Below are 22,481 nucleotides of genomic sequence, written 5' to 3' on the forward strand. Positions count from 1 at the left end.
TTCGTCTTCGAACCACGAGATCGACACTACACACGTTCGTTTGAATTTGAACAAGGAGTGTGGTCGTGCGCACAGTCCGGTCGGCGGGTGCGGCTACTGCACGACGAGCTGGGCCTGGTCGAACGCCACCGCGAGGTCGGCCTCGATCCGGCCCACGGCCTCGCGCAACGCGGGCAGCAACCGGGCCACGGTCTCCGCGGGCTCGTCCCGGCCCACGTGCAGCGCGGTGTTGACCGCCGCGACGACCGCGCCCGACCGGTCGCGCACCCCGACGGCCAGCGACCGCAGCCCGTCCTGGAGCTCCTGGTCGACGAGCGCCCACCCGGCGCGTTCCACCTCGTCGACGGCGGCCACGAGGTCCGCCGTGGCGACCAGGGTGTGCCCGGTCAGGGGCCTGCGCTCGGTGGCGTCCAGCAGTGCGGCCCGCCGCCCGGCGGGCAGCCCGGCGAGCAGGACGCGGCCCATCGCCGTGGCGTAGGCCGGGAACCGGGTGCCGATCGCGATGTCGATCCGCGTGATCCGGGTCGTGGCCACCCTGGCCACGTACCGCACCCGGTCGCCGTCGAGCACGGCCATCGACACCGACTCGCCGACGGCGGCGGCCAGGTCGGCCAGGTGCGGCTGGGCGATGTCGGCCAGCGTCAGCGAGGACAGCCGCGAGTACCCGAGGTCCAGCACGGCCGGGCGCAGCGTGAACAGCCGGTCGTCGCTGGCGGCGTACCCGGCCTCGCGCAGCACGAGCAGCGCCCGGCGCGCGGTCGCGCGGGGCAGCCCGCTGGCGGCGGCCGCGGCGGAGATCGTCAGCCCGCCCGGCGCGAACCGGAACGCCTTGAGCACCGCGACCCCGCGGGCCAGCGTCTCCAGGAACTCCATGCCCAGCTCGTCCTTGGTCGACCGCAGCTCGTCCGCGGTCGGCACCGACGCCTCCGCCGCCGCGTGCGGCCCGCGAAGCGCGGCCTCCATGTCCCGCACGGCTTCCCGCAGCCGCGGCAGCACGGTGTCCGGGAACGACGCGGCGGTGTGCCTGCCGGCGTGGCTGAGCACGCTCACCGCGGCGACCGCCCGCCCGTCGGCGTCGCGCACCGGCACGGCCAGCGCGAGCAGGCCGGGTTCGACCCACTGGTCGTCCAGCGCCCATCCCCGCGCGGCGGCGGTGGTGACGCGGGCGCGGAACCGGGCCTCCCGGTCGGTCGCGGCGGTGTCGAGCGCGGGCACGGCCGGGAACCCGGCGTCCAGCGGGTCGGCGGTGCGGCGGTCGCGCCACGCCGTGTACCGGTCCTCGGTCCACGCCGCGGCCAGCACCACCCCGGCGGCGCTGCGGTCGTCGGGCAGCAGGCCGCCGACGTGGAACGCCAGGTACAGGGCCCGCCGCCGGGCCGACTGCGCGACCAGCCGGGCCCCGTCGGCGTCCGGGACGGCCAGCGACACGGACTCGTCCAGCTCGTCGGCGAGCCTGGTGACCAGCGGCTGCAACGGCTCGACCAGCCCGCACGAGGCCAGGTAGGCGTTGCCCAGCTCCATGGCGCGCGGAGCGAGCACCAGGTCCTGGCCCTCGGCGCGCAGGAAACCCAGGTGCAGCCACGTCGCGGTGATCCGGTCCACAGTGGACCTGGCGAGCCCGGTGGACTTGGTGAGGTCGACCCGGCGCAGCCGCGGCTCGGGGTCCGCCGCGACGGCGCGCAGCACGGCCAGTCCGCGTTCGAACGGGCCCGCGGTGTCCTCGCCGGCGTCCCGCACGGTCACGTCCCGTCTGGTCGGGCCGCGGGGCCGCGGCGCTCCGGACATCGTAGAGGCGGTGGCCTCCGCGACCGGGCGACGAACCCGCGTTCGGCGCACGTGGAGCGAACCCGTGTTCGGTGGGTGGACATAGACCCATCGGGTCGAATAATGACCGACGTCGATGAGACCGGTTGCAGCAGTGCTCGTTGCGTTGGCAATCAAGGGATTCGGCAACCGGTCAACCGACCGCAAAACGTGCTTTCCTCGTTGGTGGAGGTTTGTCCAGGTAGTTCACATTTGAATGATCAAGGAGTGGATACGGTGACCACCACCAACCGCGAGCTCTTCATCGGCGGCCAGGACGTCCCGGCGCTGGACGGACGCACCACGGAGGACCTCAACCCCTACAGCGGCGAGGTCTACGCGACCGTCGCCGCCGGTGGCGTCGACGACATCACCCGCGCGGTCGATGCCGCCGACGCCGCCTTCCCGGCCTGGGCGGCGCTCTCGCCGAGCGCCCGCAGGCGGATCTTCCTCAAGGCGGCGGACATCTTCGAGTCCCGAACAGCCGAAGCCGTCGAGATCATGGCGAACGAGGTGGGCGGCGTCGCGGGTTGGGCCGGGTTCAACTGCATGCTCGCCGCGGGCATGTTCCGCGAGGCGGCGTCCTCGGTGACCCAGCCGCTGGGCGAGGTGCTCACCACCGATACCGGCGGGCAGTTATCACTCGCGGTGAGGCAACCAGTAGGGGTGGTCGGTGCGTTCTCGCCCTGGAACGCACCGCTGATCCTGGGCACCCGCGCGGTCGCGGTCCCGCTGGCCGTCGGCAACACCGTCGTCCTCAAGCCGAGCGAGGACGCGCCGATCGCCTGCGGCCTGTTCGTCGCGGACGTGCTGCGCGAGGCCGGACTGCCCCCCGGTGTGCTCAACGTCGTCACGAACGCCCGCGAGGACGCGGAGGCCGTGGCGGAGGCGCTGATCGGGGACCGCAGGGTCCGGATGGTGAACTTCACCGGGTCCACCGACATCGGGCGGATCATCGGCACCGCGGCCGCCAGGCACATCAAGCGCGCGGTCCTCGAGCTCGGCGGCAAGAACGCCGTGCTGGTGCTGGACGACGCCGACCTGGACTTCGCGGTCGACGCCATCGCGTTCGGCGCCTTCCACAACGCGGGCCAGATCTGCATGTCCGCCGACCGCGTGCTGGTGCACAGCTCGTTGGCCGAGGAGCTGACCACCCGGCTCGCGGCCAAGGTCGCGGCGCTGCCGCACGGCGACCCGAAGGACCGGGGGACCGTCGTCGGCCCGATGATCAGCGACCGCGCCGCGAAGCGGATCGCCGACCTCGTGCAGGACGCCGTCGCGGGCGGTGCGCGGATCCGAGCGGGCGGCGGCGACCCGGAGGGTGCCCGCTACCCGGCGACGGTCCTGGACGGCGTCACACCGGGGATGCGGGTCTACCACGAGGAGGTGTTCGGCCCGGTCGTCACGGTGACCGCCGTCGAGAGCGACGACGAGGCCGTCGCGATCGCCAACGACACCGAGTACGGCCTGACCGCCGGGGTGCTCACCGAGGACACCCGCCGCGGCCTGGCCATCGCGCGCAGGCTGCGCACCGGCATCGTCCACGTCAACAACCAGACCGTCGACGACGAGCCGCAGGCGCCGTTCGGCGGGGTCGGGTCGACCGGCTACGGCCGGTTCGGCGGGCGGTGGGGCGTCGAGGCGTTCACCGACACCCGGTGGATCACCGTCGCCGCCGAGCACGGCCACTTCCCCTTCTGAGCGCCCGCGCGGGCACCGGACCGGTGCCCGCGCGGTGCCGGGGCGCGGAGATTAGATTGCCGCGGTGAGCACAACCCGAGACCCGGACCGGCTGGTCCTCTTCACCGACGCGGTCGTGGCGATCGCGATCACGCTGCTGGTGCTGCCGCTGGTGGACATCGTCCCCGAGGCGGTGGCCGAGCACCGGCCGTCGATCGAGGTGATCACCGAGCACAAGCCGCAGATCTTCAGCTTCCTGCTCAGCTTCGCGGTCATCGCGCAGTACTGGCTGACGCACCACCGGATGTTCCAGGGCGTGCGGGGCTACACGACGGGTCTGGTGTCCTGGAACCTGGTGTGGCTGCTGACGATCGTCTTCCTGCCGTTCCCGACCGAGATGACCGCCTCCTACAGCGACGACCGGTTCACCAGGGCGCTCTACGTCGGCACGATCCTCGCCAGCAGCGTCTGCCTCGCCGTGGTGTCGCTGATCATCCACGGCAACCCGGAGGTCGGCGGCGAGGAGGGCGGGCTCACCGCGGCGGTGGTCGTCCGGTCGCTCACGCCCACCGCGCTGCTCGTGGTCGCGTTCCCGCTGGCGCTCATCCCGTCGGTGGGCTACTACGCGCTGCTGCTGCTCCTGCCCGCGCCGGTCGTGAGCCGGGTCGCGCGCCGGAGGGCCGAGGTCTCAGAGTGAGCGGTAGTGCGTGGTGAGCACGTCGTCCGCGTAGAGGTGGAACGCCAGGCCGACCGGGGCGTCGGACCTGGTGACGTCGCCGTCGTGCTCCCAGGGCAGCAGGGTCGTGTTCTTCACGCCCGGCGCGGCCCGCAGCGGCAGGCCCGCGAACGTGGACGCCGCGCCCGTGTGGGCGTGCCCGCAGAACACACCCGCGACGCGGGGGTGCCGGGCCAGCACGCGTTCCAGGTCGTCCGGGTTCCCCAGCCGCATGGCGTCCAGCTCGGGGATGCCCAGCGCGACCGGCGGGTGGTGCAGCGCCACGAACGCCGGTCCGTCCGATCGGGACAGTGCGGAGTCCAGCCAGGCCAGGGTTTCCGGGGCGAGCTCGCCCTCCGGCCTGCCGGGGACGACGGAGTCCAGCAGCAGGACCGACGCGCCCGCCACCTCGACGGCCTGGTTCGCCGGACCGGTGCCGTCGATCCCGAGCAGGGTCCGCCGGAACGCCCCGCGCTCGTCGTGGTTGCCGGGGCAGAACAGCACCGGCACCTCCAGCGGCGCCACGACCGCGCGGACGGTCCCGTAGTCGACCGGCCGCCCCTGCTCCGTCAGGTCACCGGTGACCAGCACCGCGTCGACCCGCCCCGGCAGGGCCGCGAGGTAGTCGACGACCTGCCGCGCCCGCGCCTCGTTGCGCCCGCTGCCGTCGATGTGGATGTCGCTGAGGTGCGCCAGCGTGATCACGGTGGGTCTCCCGTCGAGGCCGATACCGGAAGCCTAGTGCGGTGACCGGGACCCCGCCGTCCAACCGGTCCTCCGTCACGCCCTAGGGCTCCGCGATCCGCCGGGTCTCGTGCGGTGGCCACTCGCCACCGGGGTCGAGCCGTTCCAGCACCTGGGCGGAGATCGCGGCCAGCTGCTCCTGCTGCTCGGGCGTCAGCGCGTCGAACACCAGGTGCCGCACCGTGTCCACGTGGCCGGGCGCGACCTCGACCAGCAGCGCGAACCCGGCGTCGGTGAGGGTGGCCCTGGTGATCCGCCGGTTGTCGACGCTCGTGGACCGGCTGACCCAGCCCTTGCCCTCCAGCCTGGTGACCACGTGCGACATCCGGGACAGCGACGCGTTGGTCAGCGAGGCCAGCCTGCTCATCGGCAGCGAGCGCTCCGCGGTCTCGGAGAGGACACTGAGGACCAGGTACTCGAAGTGGCTGAACCCCGCCTTGGCGCGCATGTCGGCGTCCAGCGCGTACGGCAGCTTGATGAGCACGCCGCTGAAGGCTATCCAGGCGTTCTGCTGGGCAGCCGTGAGCCAGCGGGGCGGTTCGGCGGTCACGACCGCCAGAATACCCCACAGTTGAAGCGTCAAGTTGTTCCGCTGCCGTGGGACTCCGCGGTCAGCCCCGCTGCCGCCGGCGCGATGCACGCGGTCGGGCTGCTCGGTACAAAGGTGCTACCCGCCGTGCGCCCGGCACTCGCCTGAGCGCGGTCGCGGCGGGACGACCGACTGGAGGCACGTGATGGAACAGCTGCGCTTGGGCGGATCCGGCCTGGCGGTGTCGCGGATCGTCCTCGGCTGCATGGGCTACGGCGACCCGGCGCGGGGCACGCACCCGTGGTCGTTGGGGATCGACGACGCCCGACCGCTGGTCAAGCAGGCGCTGGACGCGGGCGTCACGACGTTCGACACCGCCAACTCGTACTCGATCGGCTCCAGCGAGGAGATCGTCGGGAAGCTGCTCGGCGAGCTGGCCGACCGGTCCGACGTGGTCATCGCGACCAAGGTCTACGGGCGCATGGCGGAGGGGCCCAACGGGGCGGGCCTGTCGCGCGGCGCGATCATGACCCAGGTCGACGCGAGCCTGCGCAGGCTCGGCACCGACTACATCGACCTGTACCAGATCCACCGCTACGACCCGAAGACGCCGATCACCGAGACCATGGAGGCCCTGCACGACCTCGTGCGCGCGGGCAAGGTCCGCTACCTCGGCGCGTCCTCGATGTGGACGTGGCAGTTCGCGCAGATGCAGCACGCGGCCGACCTCAACGGGTGGACCAGGTTCGTGGCGATGCAGGACCAGTACAACCTGATCATGCGCGAGGAGGAGCGGGAGATGCACCCGTACTGCCTCGACGAGGGGGTCGGCGTCCTGCCGTGGAGCCCGCTGGCCCGCGGCAGGCTGACGCGGGACTGGGGCGCCACCACCGAGCGCAGCGAGACCGACGCGTTCGGCGGCACGCTGTACAAGCAGACCGAGGAGACCGACCGCAAGGTCGTCGACGCCGTCGCCGCGGTCGCCGCCGAACGCGGCGTCCCCCGTGCCCGGGTGGCGCTGGCGTGGATGCTGCACAAGCCCGCCGTCACGGCCCCGATCGTCGGTGTCACCAAGCCGCACCACCTGACCGACGCCGTGGCGTCGGTCGACCTGGAGCTGTCCGACGACGAGATCCGCCTGCTGGAGGAGCACTACGTCCCGCACGCCGCCGAGGCGTTCTGACCCGACCGGCTCGCGGTGGACCGTGCGGCCCACCGCGAGCCGCGGTCAGCGTCCGAGCGCCCAGCCGAACCGGGCGAGCGAGCCGCTGCGCCCGAACGAGGCCGAGGTCAGCACGCCCGCGCCCGACGAGCCCGCGCCGGGCACGACGGTGACCGAGCCGTCCCCGTAGTACGGCCAGCCGGGGGCGGGGTTCTCGCCGATCGCGGTGGCGGCGAGGTCCGCGTGCCCGTCGCCGTCGTAGTCGCCGAACAGCAGCATCCAGCCGAACGCGTCCTTGGCGTGCGCGGTTCCGGGCACGCCGTCCACGCCGCGGGTGAGCCACCGCCCGTCGGCGAACCCGTCCGCGCCGCCGGCCAGCACGGTCACCGCGCCCGCGGCCGACAGCGCGCCGACGGTCTCCTGCTGCGCGCCGATGGCCAACTCCGGGTACCCGTCGCCGGTGGTGTCGCCGATCGCGACCGACGAACCGAACTGGTCGTACTCCTCGGCCGCGTCCGGCACGCCGGGGGAGTCCTGCCCGATGAGCGCGCCCGGCGCGTCCCCGAGCCCGTCGGCCGTGCCGTACCAGACGGCGACCTCACCGCCGAGCGGTTGCCCGAACTGCTCCTGCGGCCTGCCGACGACGAGGTCCGCGAAGCCGTCGGCGTCCAGGTCGCCGACCGCGAGGTCCGCGCCGCCGTCGTAGGTGCGGACCACGCGGTCCGCGGTGGCCAGACCGGCGGGCGAACCGGGGAAGTAGGCGTAGGAGTAGGACCCGCCGACCTGGGTGAACAGCGCGACGAGGTCGTCGTCCCCGTCGTGGTCGACATCTCCCGCGGCGAGCGCGGACAGTCCGTAGGCGCTGTCGTCCGCGGTGGGCACGAGGGTGGTCGCGCCCTCGGCGACGGTGAACCGGCGGATCCGGCCGAAGTTGTTCGGGGTCTCGGTCGCGACGAGCTCCGGCCTCCCGTCGCCGTCCAGGTCCGCCGCGGTCAGCGCGGTGCCGAGGTGCCAGGTCCCGGTGACGGCGGTCGCGTCGCCCAGGCCGTCGACACCGCCGAAGAACACGGTGACCGAGCCGCCGACCCCGTCGGCGGGCGCGCCCACGGCCAGGTCGTCGAAGCCGTCGCCGTTGAAGTCCGCGGCGCTGAGCGCGGTGCCGAACCTGGCCGACGCGGTCGCCTCGCCCGGCACGTCGGCGTCGGCCTGGCTCAGCACGTCGCGGTCCTGCGACAGGCCGTCCGCCGAGCCGAACGCGACCGCCACGAGCCCCGCCGCCGCGACCCCCGCGACGGTGCTGCCCGGCGCGCCGACGGCGAGGTCGTCGTAGCCGTCGCCGTTGAAGTCGGACGTGCCGCCGCCGTTGGAGTCGGACGTGCCGCCGCCCACCCGTGGCGCGGCGGTCGCCGGACCCGGTCCCCCGGCGGCCAGCGCCAGGGCAGCGGACAGCACGAGCACAGTCGTCTTGCGCACGATGGAGATCCCCCCGTTGTGGAGCCAGCCCCCCCGGCTCCTGGTCGCAGTCAACCCGGTCGGGCGGCCCGGTGACAAGGGAGATCCTTCAGTCCAGCCAGCCCGCGTCGTGCACCAGCAGCGCGATCTGCACCCGGTTGTTGAGGTCCAGCTTGGTCAGCGCGCTGGACACGTGCGTCTTCACCGTGGGCACGCTGATGTGCAGCCGTCCGGCGATCTCCGCGTTCGACCGGCCGTGCCCGACCTCCAGCGCGACACCGCGTTCGCGCGCGTTCAACGCCGCCAGCCGCCGCACGGCCACGGCCTTGCGCTCGTCGGTGCCGGTGTCGGTGACGCGGGCGATCAGCCGCCGGGTCACCGCGGGCGAGAGCACCGGCAGCCCCTTGGCGACCTGGCGCACCGCGTCGACGATCTCCCACGGCGGCGTGTCCTTCAGCAGGAACCCGGCCGCACCCGCGCGCAGCGCCCGCAGCACGTGCCGGTCGGCGTCGAACGTGGTCAGCACCAGCACCTCGGGCGCCCCCGGTCGGGAGCGCAGGGCCTCGGTGGCGGCGAGCCCGTCCATCACGGGCATCCGGATGTCCATCAGCACCACGTCCGGCGCGTGCCGCTCGACCATCGCCCGCACCGCCGTGCCGTCACCGGCCTCGCCGACCACCCGGATGTCGGGTGCCCCGCCCAGCATCATCGCCAGCCCCGCCCGCACCAGCGGGTCGTCGTCGACGATGAGCACGCCCACCACACCCGGTTCGCTCACGGCGGCCACGGTAGCCAGGCCGCCACCCGCCAGCCACCGCCGGCCGTCCGCCCGTGCTCCAGCGCTCCGCCGACGACCGCCACCCGTTCGGCCAGACCGGGCAGACCGCGCCCCTGCCCCGACGGCGGCTCCGGCACCGCGGTCGGCGGGCTGTTGACCACCTCCACCGACAGCCCGTCACCGGGCGCCCCGGACACCCGCACGTCCACTTCGGACCCCGGGGAGTGCCTGCGGGCGTTGGTCATGCTCTCCTGCACGATCCGGTACACCGTGCGGCCCGCGGTGTCCGGCACGTCCCCGTCGACGTCGTCGCGCAGCACCACCCGCATGCCGGGGTGGTCCGACTCGGCCACCAGCAGCGGCAGGTCCGCGAACCGCGGCTGCGGCAGCTCGCCGACCGGGGCGCGCAGCACGCCGATCACCTCCCGCAGGTCCTGCAACGCCCGGTGGGAGTTCTCCCGGATCACCCTGGCCGCGCGGGCGATGTCCTCGGTCGGCGCGTCCGGCCGGTACTCCAACGCGCCCGCGTGCACGCTCAGCAGCGACAACCGGTGGCCGAGCACGTCGTGGATCTCCCGCGCGATGTCCTCGCGCACCCGGTGCTGCACCTGCTCGGCGCGCAGGTGCGCCTCGGTCTCGGCCCGCACGGCGCGGTCGCGCAGCGACAGGATCAGCTGCCGCCGGTGGTGCACGACGAGCCCCCAGGCGACCGCGGCCCCCTGCAGCGCCACGCTGAAGACGATGAGCACCTCGTTGGGGATGTCCGGCTCGGGCCGCAGGATCACGGCCACCGCCGAGGCGGCGGGGGAGAGCGCGAACACGACCATCGTGGTGCGCGGCGGCAGGTGCACCGCGACGGTGAACAGCGCGACCAGCAACGCGAACGAGCTCAGCTCGGAGAACGTGGAGAACGCGATCTGCAGCAGCGCCAACGGGATCGGCCACCGGCGGCGCACCCACAGCCCGGCGCTGCCCACCGCCCAGGCGACCAGGTCGGCGTCGAACAGCCACGCCGGTGACGGCATCCCCCAGGACGTGACGCGCCCCGCCGCCATCACCGCGCCGAACAGCAGGGAACCCAGGAACAGCGCGGTGTCCACCACCCAGTCCCGCGTTCCGCGCCGGTGCGCCGCTGACCCCATGGGCCGAACGTACCCAGCGGGCGGGCGGAACTCCCGTGATCGATACCTAAGTCCCGGCGTTCGGGTACTTGAGGACGACCGGCCGCATCCGGAGGGTCGATCCGCGCCCGCGCGGACCGCCGTTAGCGTCGGGACATGCGCAAAGCCGTCGAGCTGGTCGGGCTGTTCCTCGTCGCGGAAGGCGTCAGCGGCACGATCGACCACCTGGCGGTCCAGCCGTTCTTCTCGTTCCTGCTGAACTTCGTCAACCGGGTGGTCATCCCGAGGATCGACCTCCTGGCGGGCCACGAGCTCGTGGCCAACCTCGCCGTGGCCGTCCTCGGCGCCGTGCTGGTCCTCGCGGCTAACGCGGGGTCGTCGTCGGAGCGAACCTGAGCTACAGCTTGGTGAACTCCCCCTGCACGAGGTCGGCGCCCAGGTCGCGCCACCACCCGGCCTGCCCCTCGGTGTCGACGCCGTCGACGATCACGGTCGTGCCCGCGCCGTGCACGATCCGGAGCACCTCCTTGAGCGCCAACGTGACCAGCGAGTCCTCCCGGACGTCCTGGGCCTGCCTGCGCACCATCCAGCGGGCGATCCGCACCGCCCGCACCGGTAAGTCCTCCAGGTGCGCGAGGTCGCCCGCGGTCGTGCTGAAGTCGAGGATCTCCGTCGCCACGCCGGCACCCGCCAGCAGCCGCAGGTTCTCCGCCGCCTCACCGCCCTCCTGGGCCAGCGCGGACGCCGGCATCCCCAGCCACAGCCGGTCCGCGGGCAGGCCGGTGTCGTCCAGGACGGTCAGCACCCGGCCGAGCAGGTCGGGGTCCGACGACTGGTTCGGCGTGAGCCCGACGTGCAGCGGCTGGTCGTCGTCCAGCTCCTCGCGCCGGGCGCTCGCCTGCGCGCAGGCGGACCCGAGCAGCCAGCTGCCCAGCTGCAGGATCAGCCCGGTCTGCTCGGCCAGCTCCGCGCACCGCGCGTGCGGCAGCCTGCCGCGGTAGGGGTGCCGCCACGACAGCAGCGCGTCCAGCCCGACGACCTCGCCGCCGTCCAACCGCACCAGCGGCCGGTGCTCGACGGTCAGCTCGCCGTTCTCCCACGCGCCGGGCAGCGACACGGCGAGGCTGAACATCTCCCGGTCGCGGGCGTCCTGGTAGGGGTCGAACAGCGCCCACTGCGTGCGCCCGTTGCGCTTCGCCCTGGCCAGCGACATCTCCGCGGCCTCGAGCAGGCTCGCCGCGTCCAGCCCGGCGGGCGGCCGGTCCACCACGCCGATGCTCGCGGGCGAGGCGACCGCGTGGCCGTCCACGTAGATCGGCTCGGACAGCTCCTCGTTGATCCGGCGCACCGTGCTCACCGCGTCCGGCGTGGTCGGCGAGTTCTCGACCAGGATGGCGAACTCGTCCGCGCTGAACCGGGCCACCATCGCCTTCTCGTCGGTGAACAGCGACTCCAGCCGGTGCGCGACGCTGTCCAGCAGCAGGTCGCCGACCCGGCGGCCGAGGCCGTGCGTGATCAGCGAGAACGCGTCCAGGTCCAGGTGGTAGAGGGTGATCCCGGTCGACGGCGCGGCGTGCCGCACGATCCGCTCCAGGCTGGTGGTGAAGTACTGCCGGTTCGGCAGCCGGGTGAGCATGTCGTGCAGCGCCTGGTGGTTGAGCTGGCCGTGCAGCAGGTTCAGCTCGGTCCGGTCCTCGACCACGACGACCAGCCGACCGCCCGGCGTCGGCGCCGTCATGGTGATCGCGGCCCACGCGCTGTCGCCGTCCTTGCGCACCAGGCGCTGCTCGCTGTGCACCCGCCGCTCGGTGCCCGCGACGACCTTCGCGAACCCGTCGCGCAGCGACGCCGACTCCTCCGGGCGCACCAGGTCGAACAGCGCCAGCCCGGCCAGGTCCCCCTCGGCGTACCCCAGGATGTCGGCCAGCCTCTCGTTGGCGCGCAGGAAGGTCCCGTCCCGGTCGGTCAGCACGATCCCGTTCGCCGAGCCCGCCAGCACGTCGTCGAACTCCGCCTCCACGGCCCGCAGCCGCCCCAGCGTGTCGTTCAACGACTTGAGCAACGCCTGGCTCATGCTCTCCTGCTGCTCCAACGTGACGATCCGCACCTGCTCGGTGTAGCCCGCCGCCAGCGCCCCGAGCAGCAGCACCACCCGCTCCGCGACCCTCGTCCCACCCGGCAGCTCCGGCAGCGCGGGCAGCCCGCGCCCCAGCACCTCCATCGTCACCTGCAGGCTCTCCGGCCCCGTGCACCCCCACCGCACCAGGTCGCCGCCGTCGACGTGCGCCCTTCCGGTGGAGAACGGATCGCGCCCCAACGCCTCCACCAGCCGGTCCAGCACACCCGTCAGCCGGAGTTCGAACTCGGCCGACTCGAGTGGAATGTAGGCCGAGGTACCCAGCGAATTCGCCCAGGTGCGCACCAGTTTGAGCCGTGGGGCCGACCGGGTGACCGGAAGCACCTCGGGTAATGGCGACTCCGGTAGCGGGGCCGTCACCAGGGCACACCGCGGCGGACGACGTCGCTATGCATGGCGAGCGGAGGGAAAAGTGATTCCAAGGTGCACCTCGGTGTTCATACCCGTGCCGAGCAAAAGGTACCCGCGTACCGGGTTCCTGGCCAATAGCGATGTGCTCCGCCGCAGGTGGGGACCGGTTTCGGGAGTTGTGGACGCGGTGTGGCTATTCCGCTCCCGAATCGGTTCACCGCAGGTGGGGACGGCGTGACCGATAGCGGACGTGTTCTTTCAACGAGAGCGGGCGACTCCATGTTCATGATTCGCCGGAGGTGTGGTCGTGTTGTGCGAAACGATGTTACATAACGGTGTCCGAGATGCGCACGACAAGGGCGTCCGACGAATCGCACGTTGCGCCAACTCCGGTGATTTCGGTCCGATCGCGAAGGCTGCATGGTACAACCGGGCCAATCACGAAATCGATGGGGTGCTGTTCCGCAATTCGGCGTTATCTCGCCGAATCGGGCCGGGAAGGCCGTGACCAGCGGATTTGGTCACGGGTGTGGTCAGTTGAGGGCGTCGAGCACCCGCATCCCGAGGGCGACCGGCCTTCCGACCCTTTCCGCCCTGGGACAATCAACCATCGGGAATTCCTCTAGAGCGCTTCCCCGGTCTCCAGCAAGGACTTCAGGCGCGACAGGATCACCGGCCACCCCTCGGTGATACCGGCCAGCACCGTGCTCTCCGGCTCGAACCCGTCGTGCGTCACGGTCAGCTTGACCAGCTTCCCGTGCGGCGAGATGTCGAACGTCACCTTCGACCGAGGCTCCTCCGCCATCGCCGCGACCACCTCGGCGTTCATCCCGTTCACCTCACCGAACTCCGGGGTGAACGTGTGCCACGTGTACGACAGCCGGTTGTACGGCTCCGCCTCCAGCACCACCTGCTGCGGATCCGACGTCTTCAGCCCGTTCTCGATCCAGCTCATCCCGGACCCCGGCGTCCACTCCGACTCGAACGTCGCCCCCCAGTACCGACTCGTCAGCTCGGGCTCCGTCAACGCCCGCCAGAGCTCCTCCGACGTCGTGTTGATGTAGGTCGTGTAAAAGAACTCCGCCTTCTCCACCGCCCCGCCCTCCCACACCCTGGTCGCTCCGACGAGCCGACCGCTCCGCCTTGGCCGATCCCGCGCACAACTCTCGCAGGCTCCGGCCGTTCCGCGAGTCCAACCGGCACGCCGACCGGTCGGCCGACGGTGCCCACCCACGAAAATGCCCCCTTCCGGCGGCCTGGAAACAGGCGGCCGGAAGGGGGCGAGTCAGGAGGATCAGCCGGTCCTGCGCTCCGTCCGCGACCGCGCGTCGGCGACGCACCGGATCCCGTACTCGCGGCCGGGCACCGTGTCGAGGAAGGTCACCTCGACCTCCCCGACCGAGTTCACCGCCACGGCCCCGTCGAACTCGCCGCCCACCCTGGTCACCAGTGCGGGCGGGCGGTCGACGTCGAAGCGCACCACCAGGTCGAGCCGGTCGCACGGGCGCGGGGTGCGGAACACGTGCGCGGGCCGCAGGGCCTGGACACGCGGCATCCGCACGTCCAGCGCGAACTCGTGGGACTCCCCGGCGCGGAGCGACCTGGGCAGCCGCACCCGGAAACCCGGTCGCCGCGCCGGTGACCGCTCACCGCTCATCAGCACGGCCCCGTGCGCCACCCGCACGTCCTGCTCACCGGTGGACTCCGGCACCGGCCCCGGCCACGGCACCTCCTGGACACCGTCCTCCTCGGCCACCACCGTCCACCGCTCGGTGCACAGCGGCACCGGCCCGTCCAACCGCAGCAGCACCTGCAGCCTCCCCACCCGCCACCCGTCCCGCGCCCCCCTGCCCCTCCGCGCCCCCGGCCGCACCGCCGCCTCCACCAACCGCGTCAGCCCGTCGTCGATCCTCCGCCGAACCGTCCGCGCGTCCCGCCCCATCAGCTCCGCGAGCCACTGCACCCGATGCGCGAGGAACACGTGCTGCGCCTCGGGGTTCAACGCCAAGGGCGTGGTCACCGCGAGCCGCAGGTCCTCCGGAAGCGCCCGCACCGAACCCGCGACCCACCCCACGACCTTCTCCCGCACGACCTCCGCCCCGTCGTGCTCCCCGATCCCGCACACCTCCCGCAACGCGGGGCCCACCAACCGGTCGATCCCCGGCGCCTGCACCCCGCGGCCCCGCCGCAGCGCTTTCAGCTCGTCCATGAGCACTTCCGACGAGACGGCCATCGACCCTCCGTGCGACGAGCACGCGACACCCATCAGGTACCGCGCGGTTTCGGTTTCGTTGACGAGTTCCACCCGGACGCGGGTCAACGATCTGGGCCGTATGTCGCAGCACTTCACCGACGCGTTACCCGATTCGGACGCTCCACCAGAACCGGTAGCCGCTAGTGCACCGGCTCCCCGATAGCGCCCGTTCCCGACCATTGCACCGATCCATGACAGCCAAATCCCCGACTCCCGAAAGGACGGACCCGCTTCCGGAAGCCGGAGAATTCACCTTCCCGGTCGCTAGTCGTCGTCGTCCTCGTCGTCCTCGTCGAAGTCGAACAACACCGGCTTGGCGGCGGCGGGCACGACCTCCGCCGCGATAGCACCCTCCGCGGGCCCCGACGTCGTGTGCGGGCTCCCCGGCGTGGTCGTGGGGTCCACACCGAGCTTGAACGGCGCGTTGGACATCCGCTGGGCGATCGTCGAGGTCGCGCGCCCGGTGATCTCCGCGACGTCGCCGCGCGCGACGAGCTCGTTCTTGAGCATCAGGTCGAGCACCCCGCGCGCGTCGTCGAGCTCCACCTGGTGCTGCTTCATCAGCATGCCGAGGACGTCGGTGGCCTTGCTCGGGTCCTGGGCCAGGATCATGCCGAGCAGGTTCGCCGGGTCCTGCGCGACGGCACCGCCGAAGAACTTCATCTGCTGGTGCTTGAGCCGCAGCTCGTGCTCCTGCTGCATCTCCTGGAGCTCCAGCTCGTGCGCGCTCCGCATGAGGTCGATCCGGTGCTGCTTGCTCTGCTCGGCCATCGTGTGCGCCTGCACGCCGGTGGTGACGTCATGCTTGCGCCTGTTCTCCTCCAGGCTCCTGATGTAGATCATGGTCGCGGAGTCCAGGGTGAGCGCCGCGTCGCAGTCGAGAACGCTCACCCCCTGGGCGAACGGCTGCCTGCGCCTGCCTGCGAACGCGTTCGCCATCGCCTGTTCCGCGCCCGCGGCGTCCTCGATCGGGAACGTGACACCGACGTCGCGGAGCACCCTTTCGACGTAGGGCCTCAGGATCGGGTCGGCGCCCACCAGGTTCGTCTTCGCCGCCTCGACCGGGTCGGTGACCCGCCAGCGGACGGTGACCTTGGCGATGAAGTGGTAGGCCTGCTCCCGGCTGGGCAGCCTCAGCTGGAGGTCGCGGGAGAACACCGACGTGTTGACCAGGAACACGGCCCGGTAGCCCGACACGCCTCCGATGGGTATCTGCTCGGTGAGGTGGTCGTACCGCCCGTGCCGGTCGAGGAAGACGGTCGCGCGGTCGGCGCTCGGCACCGGCCGGTTCTTGAACAGCATGGTGCCGGCCTTGATGTCCACACGGGTGACGAGCGGTCCCGAGGCGGTGTCGGGGTTGCGGTTGATCATGAGCGGATCTCCTCACGGTCGAGAACGGCGAGCAGCTCGGCGACCGCCTCGACCGGGCCGCGCCGCGCGCGTGCCCAGTCGTCCAGGTGGAGGCGGAGGGTGGTGGAGCTTCCCGTGGCCCTGGCCACGTCGGCGAGCAGGAGGCCGAGCGGCTCCCGCTGCGTGCTGTCGCGCTGGGCGGTCTTGACCCAGCCGTGGAGCAACCCGTACGCCTCGGGCATGAAGTACTGCGCTTCCAGTGCCTTCGCGATGAGCACGACGACGGCCTCCCGCCTGCTCATCCGGCGCGTGCCGACGACCACGGGAGCCGCCGCGGCCTCCGACCGCCGCTCCACGTCGGCCACCCAGAGCAGACCGGGCCACGGGTCGGTGCTGCCCTCCTCGGTGACCTGGAGGTAGGCGGTCAGCTGGAGCACGCAGGTCAGGGTGGTGGCGCGCACGTCGGCCCGCTTCGACCGCGACCACTTCACCAGGGCGCCGAGAACCAGGTCGAGCCGGTCCTGGTCCAGCGAGAGGGTGGTGATGGAGTCGCCGATCGCGATGACCATCCGCGGGTCGGCGGTGTCGGCGGCCTTCCGCAGCCGTTTGAGCACCTGGTCCGTGGTCATGACGGGCAACGAGCCCAGCGCAGCCACGGCGGTCACCTTCATGCCGGTCGCGGCCTTGCCGTCCAGCCACTGGTCGATCATGCGGTTTACCAGCGGCTGCAGCTCCGGCTGGAGCGCGGGCAGCCGGAGCGCCCCGATCACCGCCTGCTGCTGCCAGTAGTCCTTCCTGCTCGCCCAGTCCTCGATCACGTGCCTGCGCATGTGGTCGAACTCGGACAGGCTGAGCAGGCCGACGGCCACGCCCGCCCGGATCCGGACCTGGCGGTCGGGGAAGAAACCCAGGGCGCACAGCCATTCGCGCACCACGCCGTGCGCCTCGGCGTACTCGCGCCGGACGTGCTCGAGCACCTTCCGCGGCCGGTGCGGGTCGCGGAAGCGGACGACCTCGGCGGACAGGCTACCCAGGTCGCTGTCCTCGACCGCGGACGTGATCTCGGCCTCCATCCGGTCGACCAGGTTGACCGTGCGGATCGCGAACACCGAACGGGTGCGGTCGCGGTCGTCTGGGATCTCCGCCGCCTGGATCGCCTGCGCGAGCCTCGTGCCCGCCTCCGCGACCGTCGCGAGGGGCATGCCGTCCAGCACCGCAAGCGCGACGGCGAACGCGCGGTGCTCGTTGTCCGGCAAGGAGGCGAACCACTCGTGGAAGGCGGACTCCGCGCTCCGCGCGTACCTGAGGCGGACCTCGTCGAGCCCGCGCTCGCCCAGCACGACCGTGCAGAGGCCGCGTCCGAAGTCGGCGAGGTCCTGCGCCCGCAGCGTCCGGCCGACCACCTCCTCGACCAGCTCGGTGAACTCCGGGAAGTCGTCGAGGTCCTGCGCGGGCTTGCCCGCGGACCGCAGTCCGGTCTGGAAGTGGCTCAGCACCAGCGCGCGGTCGTCCGACCGCTGGGCGCCGTCGACGAGGTAGGCGGCGAGCTCCCGTTCGCGCAGCGGGGTGTCCGCGCCGACCAGGACGACCATCCGCGCCTTCGCGTCGGCGAGCCTGCGCCGCCACAGGTCGAGCGAGAACTCGGTCAACCCCGCCGCCTGGTCGAACTCCAGCGTCTCCAGCAGGTAACCGCGGTCGGCGGAGAGGGCGACCGGTGCCGACGGGGACCGGAGGTCGATGTCGGGGCTGAGCTTGTCCACGCCCACGGCGCACTCGACGCCCAGGAGGTTGAGCGCGGTCGCCGTGCGGCCCCACCCGGCCGGTGCGCGGAGCAGCACCAGCCACTGGTCGCGCAGCCGTTCCCGCAGCTCCGCGTAGTTGGCGGGCCGCACGAAGGTCGCGGTGACGGAGTCGAGGCGCTCGGCCGGGATCGGACCGGTGGGCACCGACCCGTGGTGGGACCCCGCCGAGCGCGGGAGGCCCGCGTCGACGAGCCCGATCGAGTTGGTGACGAAGACGTTGCCGATGCCGCCGCCCCGCTCCCCGAGGAGCGCCGCGATCGCGTTCTCCACCGTGCGCGCGTCCTGGTGGAGCTTGCGCGCTTTGGTGGGGTCTGCGGCGTTCGCCTTGGCGTCGGGCTCGTCGGGGTTCGGCGTAGGCGCCGCGTCGGGTGGCGCCTTCTCCCCGTCGGAAGGGGACTGCCCGGACTCGGCGGGTGCCGGGGCGTCGGCGGGCGCCTCCTGCGGCTCGGCGGGCTGGTCGTCGCTCACGGCTGTTCCCGGAAGCCGGTCCGCGCGTCGACGTGGTGGATCGTGTCGGTGGCGAAGACGTTGCCGTGGCCGTTGTGGCTGATGGTGATGGACTTGCCCGCCACCGGGCCGTCGGCCGCGGCGGGCGGTCGCGGGGACGTGTGCGCGGCGGGCACGGGCGGTTCCGCGTAACCGGGGACCCGGACCCAGAACGTCCGGCCGTCGTCGTGCTGCTCGCGGTAGACCTCCGGGCGGAGGTTCCGGTGCCGGTGGCGCACCACCGACCGGTACACGGCGTCGGAGACCACCACGACCGACTGCGCCCTGTCCGCCGCCCGGAGCGAGTCCTTGACCAGGGTGCTGTTGTTGATCCGGAAGGTGGTCGTCACGTCGTCGCCGACCCAGCCCTGGCCGTCCCGCGCGACCAGTCCGAAGTGGACGGCGAAGCGCAGTCTCAGCCACTCGGTCGGCGACACGAGTGCGTTGTGCCGGGCGAGCGCTTCGACCGCGTCGTCCAGGAACGGGTCGAGCATCGGCAGCACCTCGGAGTCGGCGACCACCAGCACGCCGTCGCCGGTGTCGTCGATCCTGCGGCGGTCGGCGGTCAGGCCCGCCGCGTCCAAAGCCCCGTGCAGCACCCCGTAGAGCGCGCTGCGCAGCGCGGCCTTCTCGGGGTCCGTCCGGTCACTGGACTTCTCGATGTCCACGACCAGGATCGTGCGGCTCACCGGTTCGAGGTCCACGACCTCCTCCTCTCGTCGTCGTTCATGGCAGGCATCCCCGTCGGCAGACCGAGTCGAGCACCGCCGCGACCCCGTGGGACACGACCGAGTCGCGCACCATGCGGTAGCCGGCGCCGTACACCGGGTCGGGGCTCTCCAGCGACACCCGGCGCAACGTGCTCGCGAACTCCGTGCGCTGCCGCTTCAGCCAGGCACCGGAGAACAGCTCGCACACGCCCTCCTCCAGCGGCGGGGACAGGTTCCGGGCACCCCGCTGCGCCAGCCACGCGTGCCCGATCTCGTGGGCCACCGTGGCGCCGAAGTGGGTCGTGGTGAGCCCGCGGGCGATCTCGATGCCGAGCACGTCGGTCGTGGCCCTGTCCGCCCACGTGCGCTGCAGCGTGCGGCCGAGGCACAGGCTCACGACGTCGGTGTTGATCGCGTCCGGTTCGACCAGGGTCACCCTCACCCGCTGGTCGAGCTCGATGCCCAGCGCGGCCATCCCGGTTCGCACCGCCGGGATGTGCAGCCTGGCCTCCTCCTGCGTGTCCACCGCCTGCCCCGCGCAGGTCGGGCAGCGCACGGTGGCCGAGGTGAACCTCGACCACCCCGACTCCCCGGTGTGCCGAGGACGTGCGCACAGCGCGCACTGGCCGCGGGTGGGGTGCTGGACGCACGTGGCCTCCCCGTGCATCGACACGACGTAGCGGTCCGCGGGCGGGGCTCCGCACGCGGTGCAGGTGCTGTCCGACACGTCAGGTCACCGGCATCCATCTCTTGGTCCTCGCGTCGCGCCGCCACCCGGAGGTGGTCATCTGGTCGGCGGTCCTCCGGCTCTGCTTGCCCGAGACGGTCGACCCGGTCAGCACGGCGTCGAAGTACCGGCCCCACGTCTGGGCCGTCGTCCGCTCGGCGGGGTCACCGCTCAGCGCGGCGCGCAGCAGCGAGGGGCCCTCGCCCGGCAGGACCGCGTCGACCCGGCTCGGGTCGCGGGCGACCGACGCGAACGCGCCGGGGCTCAGGCACCTGAGCACGAACAGCCCGAACTTGTAGAGGTCGCTCGACTGGCTGAGCACGTCCTCCGGCGGGTCCCAGTCGGGCGCGTTCAGCTGGCGCACCACGGCGGCGGCACCCTTGAGGCGGAACGCGTCGCAGTCGACCAGCATCACGCACGGCCGTTCGGCGAGCCGGTAGACGGCGTTCCTCGGGTTGAGGTCACCGATCACCAGGTCGTTGCGGTGCAACAGGTGCACCGCGCTGGCGAAGTCGCGGCACACCAGGACGCGTTCGACCGCGCTCGGGGCGGGCATGCCCAGCCGCGCCGACCGCAGCGGGTCGACGAAGAGGTGCTGGACCTCGCGGAGCGTGCGTGCGCTGACGCCGCTGGGCTTCACGCGGTCCTCGAAGTACGTGCCGGGGATGTGGCGCATGAGCACGCCGCGCACCTCGCCGTCCTCCACGACCGCGCGCACGGGCCACGCGGTCGCCGCGTCCAGCCGTCGCCGGGTGTGCTCGTCCATGCGCAGCCTGCGCGCCACCACGGCGGCCAGGCCGTGCGGTGGCGCCTGACCCGCCTTGTACTGCTTGTACACCAACGGTCCTGGGACGTCGGCGAGCGTCGCGTGCGGTGCCCGGTAGACCTTCGCCTGGCCCCCTTCGCCGAGCAGCCCGCCCAGCGGGCCGACGGCGTCCAGGCCGATGACGTGACCGCTCATGCCCTGGCGACCGGCCAGAACGCGACCGCGGTGCGGTCGTCGTCGAAGCTCTTGCGCGAGAACCCGACGTGGGCGGCGAACTCCAGCCCGGACGCGGGCGGCGTGGACCAGACGTCGGTCAGGAAGCGCCCGACGGCCCCGGTGCCGTGCCCGAGGGGGTCCCCGATCCCGTCGGTCATCACCACCAGCGCCTCACCGGGCGCCACCGTGGTCCGGACCGGCACCGGGGCGGTGCCCGGCACCATGGGCAGCGCCTGGACCGACGACGAGTGCAGCTCGGCACCGTCGTTCTTCACCGCCTCCAACGGCTCCCAGCGCCCGCCCGCCCGCAGGACCCAGGCCGACGTGTCACCCACCGAGACCACGTGGACGTCGTGCGCGCCGTTGACGGGCACCAGGTCGACGACGGCGTAGAGGACCGTGGTCGCCAGGTGCTCGGCGACCTCCCGGACGGACATGCCCTCCGCGTCGGCGACGCCCTTCGTGATCAGCCGGTCGCGGCCCGAGCGCTCGATCCGGTTCGCCACCGCGCGGACGAAGTCCGCCCAGGGGAAGGTCTCCGGACCGGTGGACCTGAGCGCCCTCGCGAGCATCTCGACGCCCTTGCGCGCCGCGATGAGCGCGGCCCTGTGCGAGTGCTTGCCCGACGACACGCCGTCGGCCACCCCGATGACCAGGTGGCGGCCGTCGGAGGTGCGGCGGAAGCCGTACTCGTCCTGCCGCACGGTTCCGTACGCCCGGTGCGAAAGGCCCCGCACGCTCGCCGCGCGCACCTCGGCGACGCGCTTCTTGGCGCCGTCCAGCAGCGCCACCCCGTCGAGGACGGTGTCCCTGCGGTCCCAGCCGTCCGGATCGGGCACCGGCACGACCAACGAGGCCGCGCGGCCGGGTTCGCCGACCGCGAAGGACTCGAACTGCCCGCGCCAGTCCGCCGTCGGGTCCGCGTCGGCGACCGGCACGGCGACGGCGCCGTGGTGGGTCTCGGTCGACCCGGCCATCAGACGAAGTCTTCCGACGAGTGCGCGGAGATGCCCGACGGCAGGTCCTGCTTGTCGGGCAGGAGGAGACCGGACCCGCCCTGCGCGATGCTCTGCCCGGACGCGAGCATGCTGGAGATCAGGATCTCCGCGATCATCGCGATGGCGTCGGCGGGGTTCTGGCCGTTCTGCATCAGGTACATCTGCATGGCCTTGGGGCCGGTGGCCGGGTGGATCAGGTTCGCCAGGATCTTCGGGTTCGCGTCGTCGACCCCGCACGGGACGAAGTTCGGGTAGATCGGGAAGTTCTCGGTCAGCTCGGCGAACGCGCCGCGCCAGTCGTCCTCGCGGTCCGTCGGGTCGCCGTCGCTGATGAAGAACACCGCGGGGCGGTGCACCTGGAACCCGTCGGCCTTGAGCTGCTTGACGTTGCTCTCGATCTCCGCGCGCAGCAGCCGGAAGGCCGCCGCGAACGAGGTCGCGCCGCGGACGGTGAGCGCGGGAAGGGAGACGTTCTCGTCCAGCAGGTCGCACAGCGGCAGCCGGACCTGCGCGTCGCTGCCGAAGTCGATGACGCCGAACCGGACCTTGTCGGACAGGATCGGCGCGTCGGCCAGCGCGTCGACGACCGCGGGCATGATCGCGTTGGCCTGCTTGAGCTTGTCGCCGGTCATCGACACCGAGACGTCGATCACCAGGTAGAACGGCAGGAGCTTGGCTTTTTCGCTCTCCATCAGGAGTC

Annotated in this window: 20 protein-coding genes; 4 read left to right on the forward strand and 16 right to left on the reverse strand. The window is 72.4% G+C overall.

The features are described 5' to 3' along the window. Window positions 1–93 precede the first annotated feature (93 nt). Complete coding sequence (locus CLV43_RS40210) at window positions 94–1,743, reverse strand: IclR family transcriptional regulator domain-containing protein (RefSeq protein WP_211304795.1); 1,650 nt, start codon at window positions 1,741–1,743, stop codon at window positions 94–96. 297 nt (window positions 1,744–2,040) lie between these two features. Here CLV43_RS40210 and CLV43_RS40215 point away from each other — a divergent pair, with 297 nt between their 5' ends. Next, complete coding sequence (locus CLV43_RS40215) at window positions 2,041–3,504, forward strand: aldehyde dehydrogenase family protein (protein ID WP_245887356.1); 1,464 nt, start codon at window positions 2,041–2,043, stop codon at window positions 3,502–3,504. A gap of 64 nt (window positions 3,505–3,568) precedes the next feature. Then, window positions 3,569–4,180 carry a TMEM175 family protein gene (locus CLV43_RS40220; protein ID WP_106194946.1) on the forward strand — a complete coding sequence of 204 codons (612 nt, stop codon included), beginning with the start codon at window positions 3,569–3,571 and terminating at the stop codon, window positions 4,178–4,180. On the opposite strand, the gene CLV43_RS40225 is transcribed toward CLV43_RS40220, so the two are convergent. Both CLV43_RS40225 and CLV43_RS40230 read right to left on the reverse strand, forming a co-directional pair. Beyond that, complete coding sequence (locus CLV43_RS40225) at window positions 4,172–4,903, reverse strand: phosphodiesterase (protein WP_106194948.1); 732 nt, start codon at window positions 4,901–4,903, stop codon at window positions 4,172–4,174. The two genes, CLV43_RS40220 and CLV43_RS40225, sit on opposite strands and share 9 nt — an antisense overlap. Window positions 4,904–4,985: 82 nt before the next feature. After that, window positions 4,986–5,492: a MarR family winged helix-turn-helix transcriptional regulator gene (locus tag CLV43_RS40230; RefSeq protein ID WP_106194951.1), complete on the reverse strand. Its 507-nt coding sequence runs from the start codon at window positions 5,490–5,492 to the stop codon at window positions 4,986–4,988. Window positions 5,493–5,676: 184 nt separating this feature from the next. On the opposite strand from CLV43_RS40230, the gene CLV43_RS40235 reads away from it, so the two are divergent. Then, entirely contained in the window at window positions 5,677–6,654 is a 978-nt protein-coding gene (locus CLV43_RS40235) for an aldo/keto reductase (protein ID WP_106194954.1), read from the forward strand. A 45-nt stretch (window positions 6,655–6,699) separates the two neighbouring features. Here the strand turns inward: CLV43_RS40235 and CLV43_RS40240 are convergent, their stop codons facing one another. The 3 genes from CLV43_RS40240 to CLV43_RS40250 form a co-directional block, all read right to left on the reverse strand. Beyond that, window positions 6,700–8,106 carry an FG-GAP-like repeat-containing protein gene (locus tag CLV43_RS40240; RefSeq protein ID WP_170156229.1) on the reverse strand — a complete coding sequence of 469 codons (1,407 nt, stop codon included), beginning with the start codon at window positions 8,104–8,106 and terminating at the stop codon, window positions 6,700–6,702. 88 nt (window positions 8,107–8,194) lie between these two features. Next, window positions 8,195–8,872: a response regulator transcription factor gene (locus tag CLV43_RS40245; protein WP_106194960.1), complete on the reverse strand. Its 678-nt coding sequence runs from the start codon at window positions 8,870–8,872 to the stop codon at window positions 8,195–8,197. After that, window positions 8,860–10,005, reverse strand: coding sequence for a sensor histidine kinase (locus CLV43_RS40250; RefSeq protein WP_106194962.1), 1,146 nt, complete (start codon window positions 10,003–10,005; stop codon window positions 8,860–8,862). Before CLV43_RS40250 ends, CLV43_RS40245 begins: the two co-directional genes overlap by 13 nt. Window positions 10,006–10,140: 135 nt before the next feature. On the opposite strand from CLV43_RS40250, the gene CLV43_RS40255 reads away from it, so the two are divergent. Then, the gene (locus CLV43_RS40255) at window positions 10,141–10,380 is read left to right on the forward strand and encodes a hypothetical protein (protein WP_106194965.1); all 240 of its coding nucleotides are present in this window, start codon (window positions 10,141–10,143) and stop codon (window positions 10,378–10,380) included. 1 nt (window position 10,381) lies between these two features. Here CLV43_RS40255 and CLV43_RS40260 read toward each other — a convergent pair whose 3' ends face one another. From CLV43_RS40260 to CLV43_RS40305, 10 genes are all read right to left on the reverse strand, one after another. Continuing rightward, window positions 10,382–12,406, reverse strand: coding sequence for a putative bifunctional diguanylate cyclase/phosphodiesterase (locus tag CLV43_RS40260; RefSeq protein ID WP_245887358.1), 2,025 nt, complete (start codon window positions 12,404–12,406; stop codon window positions 10,382–10,384). A gap of 688 nt (window positions 12,407–13,094) precedes the next feature. Beyond that, a complete protein-coding gene (locus tag CLV43_RS40265) occupies window positions 13,095–13,565 on the reverse strand; it encodes an SRPBCC family protein (protein WP_342749850.1) in 471 nt (156 codons plus the stop codon). A gap of 201 nt (window positions 13,566–13,766) precedes the next feature. After that, a complete protein-coding gene (locus CLV43_RS40270; protein ID WP_146175101.1) occupies window positions 13,767–14,705 on the reverse strand; it encodes a hypothetical protein in 939 nt (312 codons plus the stop codon). A 285-nt stretch (window positions 14,706–14,990) separates the two neighbouring features. Beyond that, a complete protein-coding gene (locus tag CLV43_RS40275) occupies window positions 14,991–16,097 on the reverse strand; it encodes a hypothetical protein (RefSeq protein ID WP_106194975.1) in 1,107 nt (368 codons plus the stop codon). Next, window positions 16,094–18,346: a hypothetical protein gene (locus tag CLV43_RS40280; RefSeq protein WP_106194978.1), complete on the reverse strand. Its 2,253-nt coding sequence runs from the start codon at window positions 18,344–18,346 to the stop codon at window positions 16,094–16,096. The genes CLV43_RS40275 and CLV43_RS40280 overlap by 4 nt, the downstream gene beginning before the upstream one ends. Continuing rightward, window positions 18,343–19,068, reverse strand: coding sequence for a hypothetical protein (locus CLV43_RS40285; protein ID WP_106194981.1), 726 nt, complete (start codon window positions 19,066–19,068; stop codon window positions 18,343–18,345). The genes CLV43_RS40280 and CLV43_RS40285 overlap by 4 nt, the downstream gene beginning before the upstream one ends. Window positions 19,069–19,090: 22 nt before the next feature. Further along, complete coding sequence (locus CLV43_RS40290; protein WP_106194984.1) at window positions 19,091–19,801, reverse strand: protein DA1; 711 nt, start codon at window positions 19,799–19,801, stop codon at window positions 19,091–19,093. 1 nt (window position 19,802) lies between these two features. Then, window positions 19,803–20,762, reverse strand: coding sequence for a hypothetical protein (locus CLV43_RS40295; RefSeq protein WP_106194987.1), 960 nt, complete (start codon window positions 20,760–20,762; stop codon window positions 19,803–19,805). Then, entirely contained in the window at window positions 20,759–21,760 is a 1,002-nt protein-coding gene (locus CLV43_RS40300; RefSeq protein ID WP_106194989.1) for a protein phosphatase 2C domain-containing protein, read from the reverse strand. The genes CLV43_RS40295 and CLV43_RS40300 overlap by 4 nt, the downstream gene beginning before the upstream one ends. Then, a complete protein-coding gene (locus CLV43_RS40305) occupies window positions 21,760–22,473 on the reverse strand; it encodes a vWA domain-containing protein (protein WP_106194992.1) in 714 nt (237 codons plus the stop codon). Before CLV43_RS40305 ends, CLV43_RS40300 begins: the two co-directional genes overlap by 1 nt. Between the last annotated feature and the right edge of the window lie 8 nt (window positions 22,474–22,481).

The organism is Umezawaea tangerina, from assembly GCF_003002815.1.
In the GTDB taxonomy this organism is placed as follows: Bacteria; Actinomycetota; Actinomycetes; order Mycobacteriales; family Pseudonocardiaceae; genus Umezawaea; species Umezawaea tangerina.